Origin of the sequence: Enterobacter sp. KB-221C9, from assembly GCF_041320715.1 — a bacterium.
Taxonomy (GTDB): Bacteria; Pseudomonadota; Gammaproteobacteria; order Enterobacterales; family Enterobacteriaceae; genus Enterobacter; species Enterobacter asburiae_D.
Window position 1 is genome coordinate 59,459 of the sequence record NZ_JBGIWG010000001.1, and the last position, 21,602, is coordinate 81,060.

Here is a 21,602-nt window from a genome sequence, read left to right on the forward strand (position 1 = left end):
TTTGACTGCGGGATGTACACAATAAAACAGAGAGCTATGCAACCGTCTCTGCTTCAAGGGGTACGATTAGGCTTGCATGATTGCCTTTTGGACCCTGATGTACATCGAACCGGACGGACTGCCCGGCTTTGAGCGTTCTGTAACCATCCATCTGAATGGTGGAATAGTGAGCGAAGATATCCTCGCCGCCGCCTTCGGGGCAGATGAAGCCAAACCCTTTGGCGTTGTTGAACCACTTAACAGTACCCATTTCCATGCTTCGACATCCTTCGTAAATCTTATAAGTTAAGATGGAATGAACCGGTGGTGGAGTGGGGGCTGTTCAAAACCTCGCCATCTCACGCTTGTACAATTTAGAGAAACGAAAGAAGTCGTCAAGCGTTTGGCGCTGGAGATGGGACAATAATCAACCAAAGTTTGAAGCAGTTAACGCTATTGCAACAGTTTGTGACAGACATCGCGGATGACAGTAATAGATGATTGTTATCTAACATCTGAGGTAGATTCAAAGTGGTTATGCATAATGGGTAAGACCAACGATTGGCTGGATTTTGACCAGCTGGCGGAAGATAAAGTGCGCGACGCGCTAAAACCGCCATCTATGTATAAAGTTATGTTAATGAACGATGATTACACGCCGATGGAATTTGTTATTGACGTGCTACAAAAGTTCTTTTCTTATGATGTAGAACGTGCAACGCAACTGATGCTTACCGTTCATTATCGAGGCAAAGCGATCTGCGGCATTTTTACTGCCGAAGTCGCGGAAACCAAAGTGGCGATGGTGAACGACTATGCGAGGGAGAACGAGCATCCGTTGCTGTGTACGCTGGAAAAGGCCTGATAAGGCATAAAATTGGGGGAGGTGCCTATGCTCAATCAAGAACTGGAACTCAGTTTAAATATGGCTTTCGCCAGAGCGCGTGAGCACCGACATGAGTTTATGACCGTCGAGCATTTACTGCTCGCACTGCTTAGCAACCCATCTGCCCGCGAAGCGCTGGAAGCCTGCTCCGTGGATCTGGTGGCGCTACGTCAGGAACTCGAAGCCTTCATCGAACAAACCACACCGGTGCTGCCAGCCAGTGAAGAAGAGCGCGACACGCAGCCGACGCTCAGCTTCCAGCGCGTGTTGCAGCGCGCGGTATTCCACGTCCAGTCTTCCGGGCGTAGCGAAGTGACTGGCGCAAACGTCTTAGTCGCCATCTTCAGCGAGCAGGAGTCACAGGCTGCCTACCTGCTGCGCAAACACGAAGTCAGCCGCCTCGACGTGGTTAACTTTATTTCTCACGGAACGCGCAAAGACGAGCCTAACCAGGCATCGGATTCCAGCAATCAGGTCAATAACAATGAAGAGCAAGCAGGCGGGGAGGATCGTATGGAAAACTTCACCACCAACCTTAACCAGCTTGCTCGCGTTGGCGGTATCGACCCGCTGATTGGTCGCGATAAAGAGCTGGAGCGCGCGATCCAGGTGCTGTGCCGTCGCCGCAAGAACAACCCGCTGCTGGTGGGTGAGTCAGGCGTGGGTAAAACCGCGATTGCCGAAGGTCTTGCCTGGCGCATTGTGCAGGGCGACGTGCCGGAAGTGATTGCCGACTGCACCATCTACTCGCTGGATATCGGCTCGCTGCTGGCGGGCACCAAATACCGCGGTGATTTTGAAAAACGCTTCAAGGCGCTGTTAAAGCAGCTGGAGCAGGACACCAACAGCATCCTGTTTATTGATGAGATCCACACCATCATCGGCGCAGGTGCGGCCTCCGGTGGCCAGGTGGATGCCGCGAACCTGATCAAACCGCTGCTCTCCAGCGGCAAGATCCGCGTGATTGGCTCCACGACCTACCAGGAGTTCAGCAACATCTTTGAGAAAGACCGTGCGCTGGCGCGCCGCTTCCAGAAAATCGACGTGACCGAGCCGTCCGTCGAGGAAACGGTGCAGATCATCAACGGCCTGAAGCCGAAGTACGAAGCGCACCACGACGTGCGTTATACCGCGAAAGCGGTCCGTGCGGCGGTGGAGCTGGCGGTGAAATACATCAACGACCGTCATCTGCCGGATAAGGCGATTGACGTGATTGATGAGGCCGGGGCGCGTGCGCGTCTGATGCCGGCCAGCAAGCGTAAGAAAACCGTTAACGTGGCGGATATCGAGTCCGTGGTGGCCCGCATCGCGCGTATCCCTGAGAAGAGCGTTTCTCAGAGCGACCGCGACACGCTGCGCACCCTCGGCAATCGCCTGAAAATGCTGGTCTTTGGTCAGGATAAAGCCATTGAGGCCTTAACCGAAGCGATCAAGATGGCCCGCGCCGGACTGGGGCATGACCACAAGCCTGTCGGTTCCTTCCTGTTCGCTGGCCCGACCGGCGTGGGGAAAACCGAGGTGACGGTTCAGCTCTCCAAAGCGCTGGGCATTGAGCTGCTGCGCTTTGATATGTCCGAGTATATGGAGCGTCACACCGTCAGCCGTTTGATTGGTGCGCCTCCGGGCTACGTAGGCTTTGACCAGGGCGGCCTGCTCACCGACGCGGTGATCAAGCATCCGCACGCGGTCCTGCTGCTCGATGAAATCGAGAAAGCGCACCCGGACGTGTTCAACATCCTGCTGCAGGTGATGGACAACGGGACGCTGACCGACAACAACGGGCGCAAGGCGGACTTCCGCAACGTGGTGCTGGTAATGACCACCAACGCCGGTGTGCGTGAAACCGAGCGTAAATCCATCGGCCTGATCCACCAGGATAACAGCACCGATGCGATGGAGGAGATCAAGAAGATCTTCACGCCGGAGTTCCGTAACCGTCTGGACAACATTATCTGGTTCGATCACCTGTCTACCGACGTGATCCATCAGGTAGTGGACAAGTTCATCGTCGAGCTGCAGGTCCAGCTGGATCAGAAAGGCGTGTCTCTGGAAGTAAGCCAGGAGGCCCGCAACTGGCTGGCCGAGAAAGGCTACGACCGTGCGATGGGTGCTCGTCCAATGGCGCGCGTGATTCAGGACAACCTGAAGAAACCGCTGGCGAACGAGCTGCTGTTTGGCTCGCTGGTGGACGGCGGCCAGGTGACCGTGGCGCTGGACCAGGCGAAGAACGAACTGACGTACGATTTCCAGAGTGCGGCGAAGCACAAGCCGGAAGCGGCTCACTGAGTTAAACGTTAAACTTAAAAACCGGGCATTTGCCCGGTTTTTTTATGCCTGCCAAGGTAAAAGCAAAACGACAACAGGGTTGTCGTTTTTAGGGTTTTCTCCCTCTCCCTGTGGGAGAGGGTTGGGGTGAGGGCAACAGGCCGCAGAGAATTTTGCGAGGCGCTTTCCAGTTTCTTTCGAAGTCAGTTGCTGGATAAATCCACAGTAATAAAATGGCGGCGCACCTGCAAAATCAGGTGCCGGGATTGGCGTCCTGATTACACACGAGTAATGATGTTGATGCGTCAACTATCATCAGGTTCGTTCACACTTTTGAAAGCTAGCGATATAATCCGCAGACTCAATTATGGTGGGCTGAACCGGGGCTTCTTTTGAAGCGCCGATTTTCCCGTGTGGGTCGGTACGCCAAACCGGTTCAGTCTGCCACCTGAGTTGGCGTTCGGGTGGAGATCTCATAATTTCACACGGAGTCATAACCAAATGGAACATAACAATCTTTCTCTGCTTTATAGCGAACTCTCCCTCAACCCCGATCTCCCAACCCTTGCCGAGCGCTGTAAACTGCTCACCGAAATCCTCCTCGACTGCAAATCACTCCCGCAAACGCAGCCCGTTTGCCGCTGTCTCGGGGCCTGGCTGGAAGAGGTGAAATCCGGCCTCACAGAATCAATGCGTGATTTTCAGGTGGTGGAATTTGAGGATGAAGCGGAACAGCCGCGACAAAAAGAGTGGTTGCTGGAAGATACAGAAACGAAATGCGACTACAGCCGGGCGTTAAACCATGTGCTACTGGTGTCGCATTTTGACCGCGATATGTTGCCGCACCTCACGGGGCTCCTTCATGACATTACGCATTCGATGGCGGGGGATTTAATCGCTCCTGTACAACCGTGGATGACAATACATCTTCCGACGCAGCAACACTAAAGCCATAAATAAAAAAGGCCGGGATAATCCCGACCTTTTAAATATTCATCTGCCATTACAGGCGAAAACAATTAGCGACTACGGAAGACAATGCGGCCTTTGCTCAGGTCGTACGGGGTCAGTTCAACAGTCACTTTGTCGCCCGTTAAAATGCGGATGTAGTTTTTGCGCATTTTACCGGAGATGTGCGCAGTTACCACGTGACCGTTTTCCAGCTCTACGCGAAACATGGTATTAGGCAACGTATCAAGTACGGTACCCTGCATTTCAATATTGTCTTCTTTGGCCATCTAATCCTCTGGGGTATCACTACCAAGTTTTGAACCGGCAAGATAATGCCGAAATTCATCAATTAAGTAAAGAATTGCGCGATTAAAACGCAGCAAAACATTTTCTGCGCATTGCCCAAGCGTCACGGTACAACCGAACAGGAAGCGCATTCGTAAAGGGGAGACGACAGGATAAACGTCAGGACGTTATCTGAAGCGAGGGTCCCAAACGGCGGCGGGGCAACAGGCAGAAGCTACTCTGCGGCATAATTATAACACCCTCACAAAAAATATGCGGAAAACATTTAGGCATTGGGCATAAAGAGCGTTCTCGGTATCCAGAAGTCGCGCGGGAGCTTCTCCTGACGGCTGGCGTCCAGCTGTTCGATGTACTGGCGTCGCGGGATTTCAACCGCACCCAGGGAGGCAGTGTGCTCGTTGAGCACCTGACAATCGATCAGGCGCCCGCCGCGCTGGGCAAACGCCTCGCAGAAGACCAGCAGCGCGGTTTTCGAGGCGTTAACCGCACGAGAGAACATCGACTCGCCGCAAAACAGCGTTCCCTGCGCCACGCCGTACATGCCGCCGACGAGCGCTCCGCCTTCCCACACCTCGATGGAGTGGGCGTAGCCAAGCTCATGGAGCTGATGGTAGGCGGTAATGATATCGCGGGTAATCCATGTCCCTTCATAGCGGTCTTCAGCACAGCCTTCAATGACCTGACCAAAGGCGTGGTTGAGGGTGACGCGGTACGGTGATTTTGCATGGAAACGCTTCATGCTGCGGCTCAGGTGAAACTGCGCTGGCCACAGCACGGCACGGGGATCGGGGGACCACCATAAAATCGGATCGCCGGGGGAAAACCAGGGGAAGATACCGCGCTGGTACGCCATTAATAGTCGAGCGGGACTGAGGTCACCGCCAAGGGCCAGCAGCCCGTTGGGCTCACGCAGCGCCCCTTCCGGAGAAGGGAACGCGATGTTATGACGAGAAAGCTGGACCAGGCGCATGACAGCAAAACTCCAGTACGCGAGTGAAGACGCTACAAATATAGTCTACAGACGCTGTTTAAACTGGTAGTAGCGACCCTGTTTTGCCAACAGTTCTGTGTGATTACCTTGCTCAATAATGTGCCCGTTGTCCATCACAATTATCCGATCAAAGCTCGCCAGTCCGCGCAGGCGGTGCGTGACCATCAGCACAGTTTTGCCGGTCATTACATTCGCCAGCAAATCAAGAATTTGGCTCTCGGTCGTGGCGTCCAGTCCTTCGGTGGGCTCGTCGAGCAGCATCAGCGGCGCATCGTGCAGCAGCGCACGCGCAATGGCTAGACGGCGCAGCTCGCCGCCGGAGAGCTGACGGCCACCTTCGCCAAGCCAGCTGTTCAACCCCTCGTCCTCAAGCAGCTTTTGCAGTCCGACCTGCTCCAGCACGGCGCGAAGCGCATCATCAGAGGCCTCTGGCGCGGCCAGCAGCAGGTTATCGCGCAGCGTGGCGCTAAACAGATGCACGCGCTGTGGAACGACGCTCACGGTCTTGCGCAGGGCCTGCTCGCTGAAATCAGTCAGCAACGTATTATTAAAACGAATCTGACCGCGCTGCGGATCCCAGGCGCGGGTCAGCAACTGCAGCAGCGTCGATTTACCGCAGCCGGTACGGCCGAGGATCGCAATCCGCTGTCCTGCCTTAACAGAAAGGTTGATACCGTCGAGCGCGTTCTGCGCCTGTTTGTCGTAGGCGAAGGTGACATCTTCAAGCGTTAGCGCAACCTGCTCTGGTACAGCGGTTTGCCCGGCACTGAACGTGACTTCAGGCTCCTGCTCCGCAATCTGGGTGATGCGCAGGGCAGAGGCGATGACCTGTCCCAGATGCTGGAAGGCACCCGTCACCGGGGCCAGCGCTTCAAACGCCGCCAGCGCGCAGAAGACGAAAAGGGCAATAAGAGGACCCGGCTGTGAATTCCCCCCGACATCGCCGGAGGCCAGCCACAGCATGGCAATCACCGCCACGCCGCCAATTAACATCATCAGCGCCTGAGAGAAGGCCGTCAGCTCCGACTGGCGGCGCTGGGCCTCATGCCAGTTCAGCTCCGTACTTTCCATCCGGGCACGGTAGCGCTTGCTGGCACCAAAAATCGTCAGCTCTGCCTGCCCCTGAAGCCAGGAGGTTAGCTGCTGGCGGTAGTCCCCGCGCAGACGCGTCAGATTTTCCCCGGTGGATTTCCCGGCGCGGTAAAACAGCGGCGGCAGAACGATCAGCGTCAACAGCATGATCCCGCCCAGCGTCAGCGCAACGGGAACATCCAGAACAGATAGCCCCAGCGTAACCACCACAATCACCACAAACGCGCCCACGATCGGGGAGATCACGCGCAGGTACAGGTGATCCAGCGTGTCGACATCCGCAACGACGCGGTTGAGTAGCTCACCCTGACGAAAACGCGCCAGCCCGGCAGGGGAGAGGGGCAGCAGCTTGCTGAAGGTGTAGATGCGCAGGTGCTGCAGCACGCGGAAAGTGGCGTCGTGGCTGACCAGCCGTTCGAAATAGCGTCCGGCAGTACGGGTGATGGCGGTACCGCGAACACCGGCAGCAGGGAGCATATAGTTGAAGCTGTACAATCCGGCAAAGCCCGCGACGGCCGAGGCCGACAGGAACCAGCCGGAAAGCGTGAGCAGGCCGATGCTGGCGAGCAGCGTGACAATCGCCAGCACAATCCCCAGCGTCAGCATCCATTTGTGGCGTTTATAGAGCGCAAGATAAGGCAGCAGAGCACGCATCAGATGTCCTCCTGACGGTTCGCCAGCAGGGCGGCAAACGGTCCCTGCGCGGCAACGAGAGAGGCGTAATCGCCTTGCTCAACAAGACGGCCGTTCTCCATGACCCAGATCTGGTCCCAGTCGGCAATGCCTTCCAGCTGATGGGTGACCATCAGGGTGGTTTGCTGCCGGGAGGCGGCGTTCAGGGCCTCCATTACGCGCTGTTCGCTGTGGGCATCCAGGCTGGCGGCAGGCTCATCCAGCAGCATCAGCTGGCAAGGATTCAACAACGCGCGGGCAACCGCCACACGCTGCGCCTGTCCGACCGACAGCCCTGCGGACTGGTCGCCGACCACGGTATCTACACCTTGCGGGAGCAGCGGCAGAAACTCGCTGACCCAGGCGCGGTCGAGAACCGATTGCAGTTCATCTTCACGCGCATCCGGGCGCGCCAGCAGGACGTTTTCACGCAGCGTTGAGGCTGGAAGCTGCGGGTTTTGGCCGACCCAACTGAGCTGTTTGCGCCAGGCGTCAGGATCGAGGTTGCGCAGTTCGGTTTTGTTGATCCGCAGTGAACCCGTGTAGGCCATAAAACCGGATAGCGCATTCAGCAGAGAGCTTTTCCCGGAACCGCTGGTGCCGACGAGCACCACGCGTTGTCCGGCAGGTAAGGTAAAGTTCAGCGGACCCGCGAGCACTTTGCCTTCGGGTGACAGAATGGAAAAGTCCTGCGCTTCGATGGTCACGGGGTCTTTAGCATTCAGCGTCACGTCACCGCGCTCCGGGTGTGCCAGCGGCGTTTCCAGGAACGTTTTCAGGCTATCGGCTGCGCCAACCGCCTGCGCTTTGGCGTGATAGAAGGTCCCCAGATCGCGAAGCGGCTGGAAAAACTCCGGGGCCAGGATCAGCGCCAGGAACCCGGCGGAAAGGGTCACCGCCGTCCCGTAATGGCCGAAATCCAGCGCGCCGAGGTAGGAGAAGCCGAAGTAGACCGCCACGAGGGCAATCGACAGTGAGGTAAAGAATTCCAGTACGCCGGAAGACAAGAAGGCGAGGCGTAACACTTCCATGGTGCGCTGACGGAAGTCCTGCGATGCCTGGCGAATATTTTCGGTCTCTGCTTCACCGCGGCCAAAAATGCGTAACGTCTCCATGCCGCGCAGACGATCGAGGAAATGGCCGCTCAGGCGACCCAATGCCAGGAAGTTACGGCGGTTGGCATCCGCTGCCCCCATGCCGACCAGCGCCATAAACAGCGGGATCAGCGGGGCGGTGCCCATCAGAATCAGCGCAGCCATCCAGTTCACCGGGAAGATGGCGATCACGATCAGCAGCGGAACGAAGACGGCAAGGGCCATCTGCGGCAGATAGCGCGCATAGTAGTCGTGCATATCGTCAATCTGCTCAAGGATCAGCGTCGCCCAGCTACCGGCCGGTTTACCCTGTATCCACGCGGGCCCGGCTTCCTGAAGGCGATCCAGCACCTGACGGCGGATCTCGTAGCGGATGTGCTGTCCGGCGTGAAAACCGACGCGCTCACGCAGCCACACCACCCAGGCGCGCAGGATAAAAATCAGGATCAGGACAATAAAGGGCAGCAGGAGTGCCTCGCGCGGGATGTTCTCCATGATCATGTGATTAAGAATGCGGGCCAGCAGCCATGCCTGGGCAACAATCAACAGACCGCTAACGAATCCCAAGAGACGGGAAATCGTAAGCCAGCGGCGGGAAATAACGCTTTGCTGTTTCAGCCAGCGTGTTAACTCTTGTTGACGGGTTTTTTCCATTGCGTACTTTGCAGGTGACGTTATTAGAAATTGGGCAGCGCAATGTTACAACGGGGAGACAATAAAGGCGACTTATCGCCGCCTTTATTTACGTTTGTTACTGACTTGTAAAGATTATTTACCTTGTTCAGCCAGTCCATCGAGGTAGCGTTCAGCGTCCAGCGCGGCCATACAGCCGGTGCCCGCAGAGGTAATCGCCTGACGATAAATATGGTCCATCACGTCGCCAGCCGCGAAAACGCCCGGGATGCTGGTCTGGGTCGCGTTACCGTGAATGCCGGACTGCACTTTGATGTAGCCGTTTTCCAGCTCCAGCTGACCGTCGAAGATCGCGGTGTTCGGGCTGTGGCCGATCGCCACAAACAGACCCGCCACTTCAAGCGTTTCGACGTTATCGGTGTTCTGGGTATCACGGATACGCAGGCCGGCAACGCCCATCTGGTCGCCCGTCACCTCTTCGAGGGTACGGTTGGTGTGCAGCACGATGTTGCCGCTTGCCACTTTATCCATCAGACGTTTGATCAGGATTTTCTCCGCGCGGAAGGTTTCGCGACGGTGGATCAGGTGCACTTCAGAGGCAATGTTCGCCAGGTAGAGCGCTTCTTCTACTGCGGTGTTGCCGCCGCCGATGACCGCGACTTTCTGATTGCGGTAGAAGAAACCGTCGCAGGTTGCGCAGGCAGAGACGCCGCGGCCTTTGAACGCTTCTTCGGATGGCAGACCGAGGTAACGGGCAGAGGCACCGGTGGCGATGATCAGCGCGTCACAGGTGTATTCGCCGCTGTCGCCCGTCAGGCGGAACGGACGGTTCTGCAGATCGACCTTATTGATGTGGTCGAACAGAATTTCGGTTTCGAATTTGGCGGCATGCTCGTGCATACGTTCCATCAGCAGCGGCCCGGTCAGGTCGTTCGGGTCCCCTGGCCAGTTTTCCACTTCGGTGGTGGTGGTCAGCTGACCGCCTTTTTCCATACCGGTGATGAGTACCGGGTGCAGGTTAGCGCGTGCAGCATAGACCGCTGCGGTATATCCCGCAGGTCCAGAACCAAGGATTAGCAGCTTACTGTGTTTGGCCGTGCCCATGAGATCCCCATTGTTGTTGGCAGACATTTGGCTGGATTGTAGGGAATTTGTTGTCGTAAAAAAAGAGCGCAGCAATTTTGATATCAATCTGTGTAATAGCCACGGACGATGAATGAGGCGCTATAACATCACGCTTTCTCCTGAAAATCGCTCGTTTGTAAGGCAATAAAATGAGGATTAATACCCTGCCGTAATGAATATCCGGCATGTTGTACTAAAAAACGATGTTTTGCTTTGACAATCCCCTGCGCTTTTGCGAAAACATTCAAGGAAGAAAAAAAACCGCGTTAACCGTATGCCGCATAGGCATGCACGTAAATGCCATTTTTACCGGGTCAGTGAAATCTACGCATGGCGTGGACAGACGCCATACGTGATGTCGGTGACTGCTTTCGGGCAACGGTCTTCTTACCAACAGAACCCGAATCCGCATCGCGTCTAATACAAAACCAGGCGATGTGATGACTAACGGGTACAGGCTCTGAACAGTGATGTGCACAGGGTCCAGGCAGGAGTAGGGAAGGAATACAGAGAGACAATAATAATGGTAGATAGCAAGAAGCGCCCTGGCAAAGATCTCGACCGTATCGATCGTAACATTCTTAATGAATTGCAAAAGGATGGGCGTATTTCCAACGTCGAGCTTTCAAAACGTGTGGGACTTTCCCCGACGCCGTGCCTTGAGCGTGTGCGCCGACTGGAAAGACAGGGTTTTATTCAGGGCTATACGGCTCTGCTGAACCCGCATTATCTGGATGCCTCACTTCTGGTATTTGTTGAGATTACTCTGAATCGTGGTGCGCCGGATGTGTTTGAGCAATTTAACTCCGCTGTACAAAAACTTGAAGAAATTCAAGAGTGTCACCTGGTATCCGGTGATTTCGACTACCTGTTGAAAACCCGTGTGCCTGATATGTCCGCCTACCGTAAGCTGCTGGGGGAAACCCTGCTGCGTCTGCCAGGCGTGAACGACACCCGTACATATGTGGTGATGGAAGAGGTCAAACAGAGCAATCGTCTGGTTATTAAGACGCGCTAACACGGAACAGGTGCAAAATCAGCGTAGTTTGATTACACTCCTGTTAATCCATACAGCAACAGTGCCGGGGAGTCCCGGCGCTGTTGTCCGTTTTAGCAAACAGGCAGGATATGCCTGATACCTGGAGAGCCTTTCTTGAGCCAGGAATACACTGAAGACAAAGAAGTCACACTATCGAAGCTAAGCAGCGGACGTCGTCTCCTCGAGGCTTTGCTGATTGTTATTGCCCTTTTTGCCGTCTGGCTGATGGCAGCCTTACTCAGTTTCAACCCCTCAGATCCCAGCTGGTCACAAACTGCATGGCATGAGCCTATCCATAATTTAGGCGGTGTCCCCGGTGCCTGGCTTGCGGACACGCTGTTTTTCATTTTCGGTGTGATGGCCTACACCCTTCCCGTCATTATCATTGGCGGGTGCTGGTTTGCGTGGCGTCATCGTCAAAACGATGATTACATCGACTATTTCGCCGTGTCTCTGCGCCTGATTGGCGCGCTGGCTCTGATCCTCACCTCGTGCGGGCTGGCAGCAATTAATGCGGATGATATCTGGTACTTCGCCTCTGGCGGGGTGATCGGCAGCTTACTCAGTTCCGCGCTACAGCCGATGCTGCACAGCAGCGGCGGCACGCTGGCGCTGCTCTGCATCTGGGCGGCGGGGCTGACGTTATTCACCGGCTGGTCCTGGGTGAGCATTGCCGAGAAGATCGGCAGTTTTATCCTCACTATTCTGACCTTCGCCAGCAACCGTACCCGCCGTGACGATACGTGGGTTGATGAAGATGAATACGAAGATGAAGAGGAAGACGATGCCCCTGTGCAGCGTCGCGAATCTCGTCGCGCGCGTATTCTGCGCGGCGCGCTGGCGCGTCGTCAGCGTGTTGCTGAGAAATTTGCCAACCCGCTTGGCCGTAAAACCGATGCGGCACTCTTCTCCGGTAAACGTATGGATGAAGACGAGCAGGTGGCGTATCGCGCGGCGGGTGTCGCCGTCGATCCTGACGATGTGCTCTTCTCCGGCAGCCGGGCCACGCCGGGTGACTTCGACGAATACGATCCGCTGTTAAATGGCCACTCTGTTACCGAGCCGGTTGCGGCTGCCGCCGCCGCGACGACCGCTGCGCAGGCGTATGCCGCGCCTGTCGACGCCGTGATGCCGTCCGCGCCGGTTTCGCCGCCGGAATCCGTCATTCAGCAACCTCAGGTTGACTGGCAGACTGCGCCGGGCGTTCACACGCCGGAGCCCGTTATCGCGCCAGAACCTGAAAGCTACATCCCTGTGCAGCAGGAGCAGTGGCAGCAGCCTTACCAGCCGCCGCAGCCTGCGTATGAACCGCAAGATTACCCGCACTATGAGCAGCCTGTGGCCCAACCTTATCAGGAGTATGCGCCTGAACCGGTTGAACCTGCGCAGCCTTATGTTGAGCCGCAGCCTGAACCTGAAATCGTGGAAGAGGTAAAACCCTCTCGTCCACCTATGTACTATTTTGAAGAAGTTGAAGAGCGTCGCGCGCGTGAACGCGAGCAGCTGGCGGCCTGGTATCAGCCCGTGCCTGAACCGGTGCAGGAGCCGGTGACGAAAGCGCCTTCTGTTTCCGTTCCACCGGTCGACCCGACACCTGCAGTCGCACCCGTAGCGGAAAGCGTGAAGCAGGCTACCGCGGCCGCTGCCGTGGCGACGCCTGTCTTTAGCCTGGCAACAGGGGGCGCGCCACGTCCTCAGGTGAAGGAGGGGATTGGTCCGCAACTGCCTCGCCCTAACCGCGTTCGCGTTCCAACCCGCCGTGAGCTTGCCTCTTATGGTATCAAGCTGCCTTCCCAGCGTATGGCCGAAGAGAAAGCGCGCGAGCCTGAGTACGAAGATGACGCGGATGAAATGCAGCAGGACGAGCTGGCCCGCCAGTTCGCTGCGCAGCAGAATCAGCGCTACGGTGAAGAATATCAGCACGATGAACCGGTGCTGGAAGACGAAGAGGACGCGGCAGAAGCAGAACTGGCGCGCCAGTTTGCTGCCACCCAGCAGCAGCGCTATTCCGGTGAACAACCGGCTGGTGCAAATCCGTTCTCGCTGTCAGATTTTGAATTCTCGCCGATGAAGGATCTGGTGGATGATGGCCCGAGCGAGCCTTTATTTACCCCGAGCGTGATGCCGGAAGCAGAGCCTGTGCGCCAGCAGCCAGTACCACAGGCCTACGCGCAGCCACAACAAGCTGTTCAGCAGCCGTATGCGCAACCGCAGCAGCCCCCACAGCCGCCGCAGTTCCAGCAGCCTGCGCCTCAGCCGCAGGAGAGCCTGATTCACCCGCTCCTGATGCGTAACGGTGACAGCCGTCCGCTGCAGCGTCCAAGCACGCCGCTGCCGTCTCTGGATCTGTTAACGCCGCCGCCGTCAGAAGTGGAGCCGGTCGATACCTTCGCGCTCGAACAAATGGCGCGTCTGGTTGAAGCCCGTCTGGCTGATTTCCGCATCAAGGCGGACGTGGTGAACTACTCGCCGGGTCCTGTTATCACCCGTTTTGAACTGAACCTGGCGCCTGGCGTTAAAGCCGCGCGCATTTCCAACCTGTCCCGCGACCTGGCGCGTTCTCTGTCGACCGTGGCGGTGCGTGTGGTGGAAGTGATTCCAGGCAAACCTTACGTTGGCCTTGAGCTGCCGAACAAGAAACGTCAGACCGTCTACCTGCGTGAAGTGCTGGATAACACCAAGTTCCGCGATAACCCATCCCCGCTGACCGTGGTGCTGGGTAAAGATATTGCGGGCGATCCGGTAGTGGCAGATCTCGCGAAAATGCCTCACCTGCTGGTGGCGGGTACCACCGGTTCCGGTAAGTCTGTCGGCGTGAACGCCATGATCCTCAGCATGCTTTATAAAGCGCAGCCGGAAGATGTTCGTTTCATCATGATCGACCCGAAAATGCTCGAACTGTCGGTCTACGAAGGCATCCCGCATCTGCTGACCGAAGTTGTGACCGACATGAAGGACGCCGCCAACGCCCTGCGCTGGAGCGTCAATGAGATGGAGCGCCGCTACAAGCTGATGTCTGCGCTGGGCGTGCGTAACCTGGCCGGTTATAACGAGAAAATCGCCCAGGCGGTGCGTATGGGACGTCCAATCCCAGACCCTTACTGGAAGCCGGGTGACAGCATGGATGCCCAGCATCCGGTGCTGGAAAAACTGCCTTATATCGTCGTGCTGGTCGATGAATTCGCTGACCTGATGATGACCGTCGGTAAGAAAGTGGAAGAGCTGATTGCCCGTCTGGCGCAGAAAGCGCGTGCGGCCGGTATTCACCTTGTGCTGGCGACCCAGCGTCCTTCTGTGGACGTTATCACCGGTCTTATCAAAGCGAACATCCCGACGCGTATAGCCTTTACCGTATCCAGTAAAATTGACTCCCGTACCATTCTTGACCAGGGCGGCGCAGAGTCGCTGCTGGGTATGGGTGACATGCTCTATTCCGGCCCGAACTCCACCTCTCCAGTGCGTGTCCACGGTGCGTTCGTCCGCGATGAGGAAGTTCACGCCGTCGTGCAGGACTGGAAAGCGCGCGGTCGTCCACAATATGTTGACGGCATTACCAATGATACGGAAAGCGAAGGCGGCGGCGGCGGCTTCGACGGCGGTGAAGAGCTGGATCCGTTATTCGATCAGGCGGTTAACTTCGTTACCGAAAAACGCAAAGCGTCCATCTCTGGCGTGCAGCGTCAGTTCCGCATCGGCTATAACCGCGCAGCGCGTATCATCGAGCAGATGGAAGCGCAGGGCATTGTGAGCGAGCAGGGGCATAACGGTAACCGCGAGGTGCTGGCACCGCCGCCGTTTGATTAACCTTCAGCGATTGCAAAGAAGGGTAAATCAGCCAAAATTAAGCATTTTCTTCTGTCGCCTGCCTTCGGGCAGGTCCAGAATAGAAGACGGAAACCCCATATCGGGAAGACGTATTTTAAGGAATAACAATGAAAAAAATCGCCATCGCCTGTGCATTACTCACCAGTTTTGTCGCCAGCAGCGTCTGGGCTGATGCGGCCAGCGACCTTAAAAGCCGACTGGATAAAGTAAGCAGCTTCCACGCCAGCTTCACGCAAAAAGTGACTGACGGCAGCGGCAACGCGGTGCAGGAAGGCCAGGGAGATTTGTGGGTAAAACGCCCAAATCTGTTCAACTGGCACATGACCCAGCCGGATGAGAGCATCCTGGTGTCTGACGGCAAAACCTTATGGTTCTTCAACCCGTTCGTTGAGCAGGCAACGGCGACCTGGCTGAAAGATGCCACCAGCAATACGCCGTTTATGCTGATTGCCCGTAACCAGTCCAGCGACTGGCAGCAGTACAATATTAAACAGACGGGTGACGAGTTTGTCCTGACGCCGAAAGGCAGCAACGGCAACCTGAAGCAGTTCACCATTAACGTAAGCACCAACGGTACCATTAATCAGTTCGGCGCGGTTGAGCAGGACGATCAGCGTAGCAGCTACCAGCTCAAGTCTCAGCAGAACGGCGCCGTTGATGCATCGAAATTCACCTTTACCCCGCCGCAGGGCGTAACGGTGGACGACCAACGCAATAAGTAAGAGGCGTGAGTGGGCAATCTGTCGCTCGATTTTTCAGATAACGCGTTTCAACCTCTGGCCGCTCGTATGCGGCCAGAAAATTTAGCGCAGTACATCGGCCAGCAGCACCTGCTGGCTGCCGGTAAGCCATTGCCGCGCGCCATTGAGGCCGGGCATCTTCACTCCATGATCCTCTGGGGTCCCCCTGGCACCGGCAAGACCACGCTTGCAGAAGTGATCGCCCGCTATGCCAACGCGGACGTTGAACGCATCTCGGCGGTCACCTCCGGCGTGAAAGAGATCCGTGAGGCGATCGAACGTGCGCGGCAGAACCGCAATGCCGGGCGGCGCACTATCCTCTTCGTGGACGAAGTCCACCGCTTCAACAAGAGCCAGCAGGATGCCTTCCTGCCGCATATTGAAGACGGCACGATCTTCTTCATCGGTGCGACCACCGAAAACCCGTCGTTTGAACTGAATTCGGCGCTGCTTTCCCGCGCGCGCGTTTACCTGCTCAAATCGCTGACTACCGAGGATATCGAAAAGGTTCTCACCCAGGCGATGGACGACAAAGCGCGCGGCTACGGCGGGCAGGATATCGTTCTGCCTGACGACACGCGTCGTGCGATTGCCGAGCTGGTCAACGGCGATGCGCGTCGGGCGCTGAATACGCTGGAAATGATGGCCGATATGGCTGAAGTCGACGATGCCGGTAAGCGGGTGCTGAAGCAGGAGCTTCTCACCGAAATTGCCGGTGAACGCAGCGCGCGTTTCGATAACAAAGGCGATCGTTTTTACGACCTGATCTCGGCGCTGCATAAGTCCGTGCGCGGCAGCGCGCCGGATGCGGCGCTTTACTGGTACGCGCGCATTATCACTGCGGGCGGCGATCCGTTATATGTCGCGCGTCGCTGCCTGGCGATTGCGTCAGAAGATGTCGGCAATGCCGATCCTCGCGCCATGCAGGTCGCGCTTTCGGCCTGGGATTGCTTCACCCGCGTTGGACCTGCAGAAGGCGAACGAGCCATTGCACAGGCGATTGTCTATCTGGCCTGCGCACCGAAAAGCAATGCGGTTTATACCGCGTTCAAAGCGGCGATGTCCGACGCGCGCGAACGCCCGGACTACGATGTGCCGGTTCACCTGCGTAACGCGCCGACCAAGCTGATGAAAGAGATGGGTTACGGGCAGGGGTATCGCTACGCTCACGACGAACCCAATGCCTACGCTGCCGGGGAGGAGTATTTCCCGCAGGAGATGGCACAAACGCGCTATTATCGCCCCACAAACAGAGGTCTTGAAGGCAAGATTGGTGAAAAGCTCACCTGGCTCGCCGGACAGGATCAAAATAGCCCTATAAAACGCTACCGTTAGTTCAATCGTTGCGGTAATGTTGGCAATGTATCCTTGTGGCCGCAGGCTGTGGTCACATTTTCCTATTTTAATTCGATAAGCACAGGATAAGCATGCTCGATCCCAATCTGCTGCGTAATGAGCCAGACGCAGTCGCTGAAAAACTGGCACGCCGGGGCTTTAAGCTGGATGTAGATAAGCTGCGCGCTCTTGAAGAGCGTCGTAAAGTACTGCAGGTACAAACTGAAAATCTGCAGGCAGAGCGTAACTCTCGATCGAAATCCATCGGCCAGGCGAAAGCGCGCGGGGAAGATATTGAGCCATTACGCCTGGAAGTGAACAAACTGGGTGAAGAACTGGATCAGGCTAAAGCTGAGCTGGACGTTCTTCAGGCCGAAATTCGTGATATCGCCCTGGCTATCCCGAATATTCCTGACGACAGCGTGCCTGTCGGCAAAGATGAGAACGACAACGTTGAAGTGAAACGCTGGGGTACGCCTCGTGAGTTTGACTTCGAAGTGCGCGATCACGTGACGCTGGGCGAAATGCACGCGGGCCTGGACTTTGCGGCGGCGGTTAAGCTGACCGGTTCTCGCTTCGTGGTGATGAAAGGCCAGATTGCCCATCTGCACCGCGCGCTGGCGCAGTTCATGCTGGATCTGCACACCGAGCAGCACGGCTACAGCGAAACCTACGTGCCGTATCTGGTCAACCACGATACGCTGTATGGTACGGGTCAGCTGCCGAAATTTGCCGGCGATCTGTTCCATACCCGTCCGCTGGACGAGGAAGCCGACAGCAGCAACTACGCGCTGATCCCAACCGCTGAAGTGCCGCTGACTAACCTCGTGCGTGATGAGATCATCGATGAAGACGACCTGCCAATTAAGCTGACTGCACACTCTCCGTGCTTCCGCTCTGAAGCAGGATCTTACGGTCGCGACACGCGCGGTCTGATCCGTATGCACCAGTTCGACAAAGTTGAGATGGTGCAGATCGTCCGTCCTGAAGAGTCCATGGACGCGCTGGAAGAGATGACCGGCCACGCTGAGAAAGTGCTGGAGCTGCTGGGTCTGCCATACCGTCGTATGGCCCTGTGTACCGGTGATATGGGCTTCGGTGCCTGCAAGACTTTCGATCTGGAAGTGTGGGTGCCTGCGCAGAATACCTACCGTGAAATCTCCTCCTGCTCTAACGTCTGGGATTTTCAGGCGCGCCGCATGCAGGCTCGCTGCCGCAGCAAATTTGACAAGAAAACCCGTCTGGTGCATACCCTGAACGGTTCTGGTCTGGCTGTGGGCCGTACGCTGGTTGCCGTGCTGGAAAACTACCAGCAGGCGGACGGTCGTATTGAGATCCCGGAAGTGCTGCGTCCGTACATGAAAGGCCAGCAGTACATCGGCTAATAATTTGTCTTAAAACAAAAAAGCGCCTCAGGGCGCTTTTTTTATGCCTTTGATTTGATACGAAGCAATAACCTCTCCCTCTAAAGTAGTAATACTCCTCCGAATGAAAGTCAGCATAAAAAGCTGATAACGAAGAAACTCGTTATATATAAAACTACATAGCGGTATGCGCCGCCTCTCTTTTCTTTGTGAGCAACCAAAGTGAGTCTCTATGAAAATCAACGCGCCTGAAGCATTAATGGCTGCCGAGGTCACTCGCCGTGGGTTGATGAAAACCACGGCAATTGGCGGCCTGGCCGTAGCCAGTAGTGCCTTCACGCTCCCTTTTACCCGACTGGCGTCGGCGGCAGATGCACTGTCCCCGGCCACCACGCCGGAAAAAGTGGTGTGGAGTGCCTGTACCGTAAACTGCGGTAGCCGTTGTCCGCTGCGTATGCATGTGGTGGATGGTGAAATTAAATATGTCGAAACCGATAATACCGGGGACGATAACTACGAAGGGTTACATCAGGTTCGCGCCTGTCTGCGCGGTCGCTCCATGCGCCGTCGCGTGTACAACCCGGACCGCCTGAAATATCCGATGAAGCGCGTCGGTAAGCGTGGTGAAGGGAAGTTCGAGCGCATTAGCTGGGATGAAGCCTACGACATCATCGCCACCAACATGCAGCGCCTTATCAAAGAGTACGGCAACGAATCCATCTACCTGAACTACGGTACCGGAACGCTCGGCGGCACGCTGACCCGCTCCTGGCCACCGGGTAAAACGCTGGTGGCGCGCCTGATGAACTGCTGCGGCGGTTATCTGAACCACTACGGCGACTACTCCTCAGCGCAGATCGCTGCTGGCCTGAACTACACCTATGGCGGCTGGGCGGACGGCAACAGCCCGTCTGATATCGAAAACAGTAAGCTGGTCGTCCTGTTCGGTAACAACCCGGGTGAAACCCGCATGAGCGGCGGCGGGGTAACCTACTACCTCGAACAGGCCCGCGCCAAATCCAATGCCCGCATGATCATCATCGATCCGCGCTATACCGACACCGGTGCCGGACGTGAAGACGAGTGGATCCCAATCCGTCCGGGTACCGATGCGGCATTGGTTTCAGCGCTGGCATGGGTGATGATCACCGAAAACCTCGTCGATCAGCCTTTCCTGGATAAATACTGCGTCGGCTATGACGAGAAAACCCTGCCAGCCAGCGCGCCTGCTAACGGGCATTACAAAGCCTACATTCTCGGTCAGGGCAGCGATGGCGTGGCGAAAACGCCCGAGTGGGCGTCCACCATCACCGGGATCCCGGTGGAGCGTATCGTTCAGCTGGCGCGTGAGATTGGCTCAGCCAAACCGGCCTATATCAGCCAGGGCTGGGGACCGCAGCGTCATGCGAACGGCGAAATCGCGACCCGTGCCATCTCTATGCTCTCCATTCTGACGGGTAACGTGGGCATTCACGGCGGTAACACCGGCGCGCGTGAAGGCTCGTATGAAGTGCCGTTTGAACGTATGCCGACGCTGGATAACCCTGTTCAGACCAGCATCTCCATGTTTATGTGGACCGATGCGATCGAACGTGGCCCGGAAATGACCGCCCTGCGCGACGGCGTGCGCGGCAAGGACAAGCTGGACGTGCCGATCAAGATGATCTGGAACTATGCCGGTAACTGCCTCATCAACCAGCACTCTGAAATCAACCGCACCCATGAAATCCTGCAGGATGACAAGAAGTGCGAGATGATTGTGGTGATTGACTGCCACATGACCTCCTCGGCTAAATATGCCGATATCCTGCTGCCGGACTGCACCGCCTCTGAGCAGATGGATTTCGCCCTGGACGCCTCTTGCGGCAACATGTCCTACGTGATCTTCACCGATCAGGCCATCAAACCGCGCTTCGAGTGCAAAACCATTTATGAGATGACCTCTGAGCTGGCGAAACGTCTTGGCGTTGAGCAGCAGTTTACCGAGGGACGTACTCAGGAAGGGTGGATGCGCCATCTGCATGAACTCTCCCGTAAGGCGATCCCTGACCTGCCGGATTTCGATACCTTCCGCAAGCAGGGTATGTACAAACAGCGCGATCCGGAAGGGCATCACGTGGCGTACAAAGCGTTCCGTGAAGACCCGCAGGCGAACCCGCTGACTACCCCGTCGGGCAAAATCGAAATCTACTCCGAAGAGCTGGCAAAAATCGCGTCGACATGGGAGCTGCCGGAAGGGGACGTTATCGATCCGCTGCCGATCTACACGCCAGGTTTCGAAAACTACAACGATCCGCTGACGGCGAAATTCCCGCTGCAGCTGACCGGTTTCCACTACAAAGCGCGCGTGCACTCCACCTACGGTAACGTCGACGTACTGAAAGCCGCCTGCCGTCAGGAGATGTGGATCAACCCGATGGATGCCAAAGCACGCGGCATCGGCAATGGCGATCGCGTACGCATCTTCAACGGTCGCGGCGAGGTGCACATTGAGGCCAAAGTGACGCCGCGCATGATGCCAGGCGTGGTGGCGCTGGGGGAAGGGGCCTGGTACAGCCCCGATGCCAACCGCATCGACCAGGCGGGCAGTATTAACGTGCTGACCACGCAGCGTCCGTCGCCGCTGGCGAAGGGCAACCCATCCCACACAAACCTTGTCCAGGTTGAAAAGGTTTAAGGAGTAACCGATGACAACCCAGTATGGATTTTTTATTGATTCCAGCCGTTGCACCGGGTGCAAAACCTGCGAGCTGGCCTGTAAAGATTACAAAGACCTAACCCCGGACGTCAGCTTCCGCCGTATTTACGAATACGCCGGTGGTGACTGGCAGGAAGATAACGGCGTCTGGCATCAAAACGTCTTTGCCTATTACCTGTCGATTGCCTGTAACCACTGTGAAGATCCGGCCTGCACCAAGGTCTGCCCGAGCGGGGCGATGCACAAGCGTGAAGACGGTTTTGTGGTGGTGGATGAAGATGTCTGCATCGGCTGTCGGTACTGCCATATGGCCTGCCCGTACGGCGCGCCGCAGTACAACGCCGCCAAAGGTCATATGACGAAATGCGACGGTTGCCACACCCGCGTGGCGGATGGCAAAAAGCCGATTTGCGTCGAGTCCTGTCCGCTGCGCGCGCTGGACTTCGGCCCGATTGAAGAGCTGCGTCAAAAACACGGTCAGCTTGCCGCAGTGGCACCGCTGCCGTCTGCGCACTTCACGAAGCCGAGCATTGTGATTAAACCTAACGCCAACAGCCGTCCTACAGGTGACACCACCGGCTACCTGGCAAATCCGAAGGAGGTGTGA

The 21,602-nt window shown here is 56.6% G+C and carries 16 protein-coding genes; 10 read left to right on the top strand and 6 right to left on the bottom strand.

Annotated elements, in window-relative coordinates; genetic code table 11:
* Positions 1–34: 34 nt before the first annotated feature.
* Positions 35–256 carry a cold shock-like protein CspD gene (cspD, locus tag AB8846_RS00280; RefSeq protein ID WP_063144440.1) on the bottom strand — a complete coding sequence of 74 codons (222 nt, stop codon included), beginning with the start codon at positions 254–256 and terminating at the stop codon, positions 35–37.
* Between the two features lie 267 nt (positions 257–523).
* Between cspD and clpS the strand changes: the two genes are divergently transcribed.
* The 3 genes from clpS to AB8846_RS00295 all read left to right on the top strand — a co-directional run bounded on the left by clpS (position 524) and on the right by AB8846_RS00295 (position 4,078).
* Complete coding sequence (gene clpS / locus AB8846_RS00285) at positions 524–844, top strand: ATP-dependent Clp protease adapter ClpS (RefSeq protein WP_006174393.1); 321 nt, start codon at positions 524–526, stop codon at positions 842–844.
* A 27-nt stretch (positions 845–871) separates the two neighbouring features.
* On the top strand, positions 872–3,151 hold the full coding sequence (clpA, locus tag AB8846_RS00290; RefSeq protein WP_023335109.1) for an ATP-dependent Clp protease ATP-binding subunit ClpA: 2,280 nt from the start codon (positions 872–874) through the stop codon (positions 3,149–3,151).
* Between the two features lie 480 nt (positions 3,152–3,631).
* Complete coding sequence (locus tag AB8846_RS00295; RefSeq protein ID WP_370731752.1) at positions 3,632–4,078, top strand: hypothetical protein; 447 nt, start codon at positions 3,632–3,634, stop codon at positions 4,076–4,078.
* A gap of 71 nt (positions 4,079–4,149) precedes the next feature.
* On the opposite strand, the gene infA is transcribed toward AB8846_RS00295, so the two are convergent.
* From infA to trxB, 5 genes are all read right to left on the bottom strand, one after another.
* Positions 4,150–4,368 (bottom strand): translation initiation factor IF-1, encoded by a 219-nt coding sequence (gene infA, locus AB8846_RS00300; RefSeq protein WP_002211347.1) that lies wholly within the window; start codon positions 4,366–4,368, stop codon positions 4,150–4,152.
* Positions 4,369–4,652: 284 nt separating this feature from the next.
* Entirely contained in the window at positions 4,653–5,357 is a 705-nt protein-coding gene (gene aat / locus AB8846_RS00305; protein ID WP_063144430.1) for a leucyl/phenylalanyl-tRNA--protein transferase, read from the bottom strand.
* 45 nt (positions 5,358–5,402) lie between these two features.
* On the bottom strand, positions 5,403–7,124 hold the full coding sequence (gene cydC, locus AB8846_RS00310; protein WP_370731753.1) for a cysteine/glutathione ABC transporter ATP-binding protein/permease CydC: 1,722 nt from the start codon (positions 7,122–7,124) through the stop codon (positions 5,403–5,405).
* Positions 7,124–8,890 (bottom strand): cysteine/glutathione ABC transporter permease/ATP-binding protein CydD, encoded by a 1,767-nt coding sequence (gene cydD / locus AB8846_RS00315; RefSeq protein ID WP_159513768.1) that lies wholly within the window; start codon positions 8,888–8,890, stop codon positions 7,124–7,126. Before cydD ends, cydC begins: the two co-directional genes overlap by 1 nt.
* A gap of 114 nt (positions 8,891–9,004) precedes the next feature.
* Complete coding sequence (gene trxB, locus AB8846_RS00320; protein ID WP_032638969.1) at positions 9,005–9,973, bottom strand: thioredoxin-disulfide reductase; 969 nt, start codon at positions 9,971–9,973, stop codon at positions 9,005–9,007.
* Between the two features lie 544 nt (positions 9,974–10,517).
* Here trxB and lrp point away from each other — a divergent pair.
* The 7 genes from lrp to AB8846_RS00355 all read left to right on the top strand — a co-directional run bounded on the left by lrp (position 10,518) and on the right by AB8846_RS00355 (position 21,602).
* On the top strand, positions 10,518–11,012 hold the full coding sequence (gene lrp / locus AB8846_RS00325; RefSeq protein WP_002439523.1) for a leucine-responsive transcriptional regulator Lrp: 495 nt from the start codon (positions 10,518–10,520) through the stop codon (positions 11,010–11,012).
* A 135-nt stretch (positions 11,013–11,147) separates the two neighbouring features.
* Positions 11,148–14,837: a DNA translocase FtsK 4TM domain-containing protein gene (locus AB8846_RS00330; protein ID WP_370731754.1), complete on the top strand. Its 3,690-nt coding sequence runs from the start codon at positions 11,148–11,150 to the stop codon at positions 14,835–14,837.
* 128 nt (positions 14,838–14,965) lie between these two features.
* A complete protein-coding gene (lolA, locus tag AB8846_RS00335) occupies positions 14,966–15,580 on the top strand; it encodes an outer membrane lipoprotein chaperone LolA (RefSeq protein WP_023310983.1) in 615 nt (204 codons plus the stop codon).
* A gap of 9 nt (positions 15,581–15,589) precedes the next feature.
* Positions 15,590–16,933, top strand: coding sequence for a replication-associated recombination protein RarA (rarA, locus tag AB8846_RS00340; protein ID WP_370731755.1), 1,344 nt, complete (start codon positions 15,590–15,592; stop codon positions 16,931–16,933).
* 92 nt (positions 16,934–17,025) lie between these two features.
* Complete coding sequence (serS, locus tag AB8846_RS00345) at positions 17,026–18,318, top strand: serine--tRNA ligase (RefSeq protein ID WP_370731756.1); 1,293 nt, start codon at positions 17,026–17,028, stop codon at positions 18,316–18,318.
* Positions 18,319–18,529: 211 nt separating this feature from the next.
* A complete protein-coding gene (gene dmsA / locus AB8846_RS00350) occupies positions 18,530–20,974 on the top strand; it encodes a dimethylsulfoxide reductase subunit A (protein WP_331412841.1) in 2,445 nt (814 codons plus the stop codon).
* Positions 20,975–20,984: 10 nt separating this feature from the next.
* The gene (locus AB8846_RS00355) at positions 20,985–21,602 is read left to right on the top strand and encodes a DMSO/selenate family reductase complex B subunit (protein WP_021240882.1); all 618 of its coding nucleotides are present in this window, start codon (positions 20,985–20,987) and stop codon (positions 21,600–21,602) included.

Coding starts and splice junctions, on each gene's coding strand:
- cspD (WP_063144440.1), bottom strand. CDS start 256: ATGGAAATGGGTACTGTTAAGTGGTTCAACAACGCCAAAGGGTTTGGC.
- clpS (WP_006174393.1), top strand. CDS start 524: ATGGGTAAGACCAACGATTGGCTGGATTTTGACCAGCTGGCGGAAGAT.
- clpA (WP_023335109.1), top strand. CDS start 872: ATGCTCAATCAAGAACTGGAACTCAGTTTAAATATGGCTTTCGCCAGA.
- AB8846_RS00295 (WP_370731752.1), top strand. CDS start 3,632: ATGGAACATAACAATCTTTCTCTGCTTTATAGCGAACTCTCCCTCAAC.
- infA (WP_002211347.1), bottom strand. CDS start 4,368: ATGGCCAAAGAAGACAATATTGAAATGCAGGGTACCGTACTTGATACG.
- aat (WP_063144430.1), bottom strand. CDS start 5,357: ATGCGCCTGGTCCAGCTTTCTCGTCATAACATCGCGTTCCCTTCTCCG.
- cydC (WP_370731753.1), bottom strand. CDS start 7,124: ATGCGTGCTCTGCTGCCTTATCTTGCGCTCTATAAACGCCACAAATGG.
- cydD (WP_159513768.1), bottom strand. CDS start 8,890: ATGGAAAAAACCCGTCAACAAGAGTTAACACGCTGGCTGAAACAGCAA.
- trxB (WP_032638969.1), bottom strand. CDS start 9,973: ATGGGCACGGCCAAACACAGTAAGCTGCTAATCCTTGGTTCTGGACCT.
- lrp (WP_002439523.1), top strand. CDS start 10,518: ATGGTAGATAGCAAGAAGCGCCCTGGCAAAGATCTCGACCGTATCGAT.
- lolA (WP_023310983.1), top strand. CDS start 14,966: ATGAAAAAAATCGCCATCGCCTGTGCATTACTCACCAGTTTTGTCGCC.
- serS (WP_370731756.1), top strand. CDS start 17,026: ATGCTCGATCCCAATCTGCTGCGTAATGAGCCAGACGCAGTCGCTGAA.
- dmsA (WP_331412841.1), top strand. CDS start 18,530: ATGAAAATCAACGCGCCTGAAGCATTAATGGCTGCCGAGGTCACTCGC.
- AB8846_RS00355 (WP_021240882.1), top strand. CDS start 20,985: ATGACAACCCAGTATGGATTTTTTATTGATTCCAGCCGTTGCACCGGG.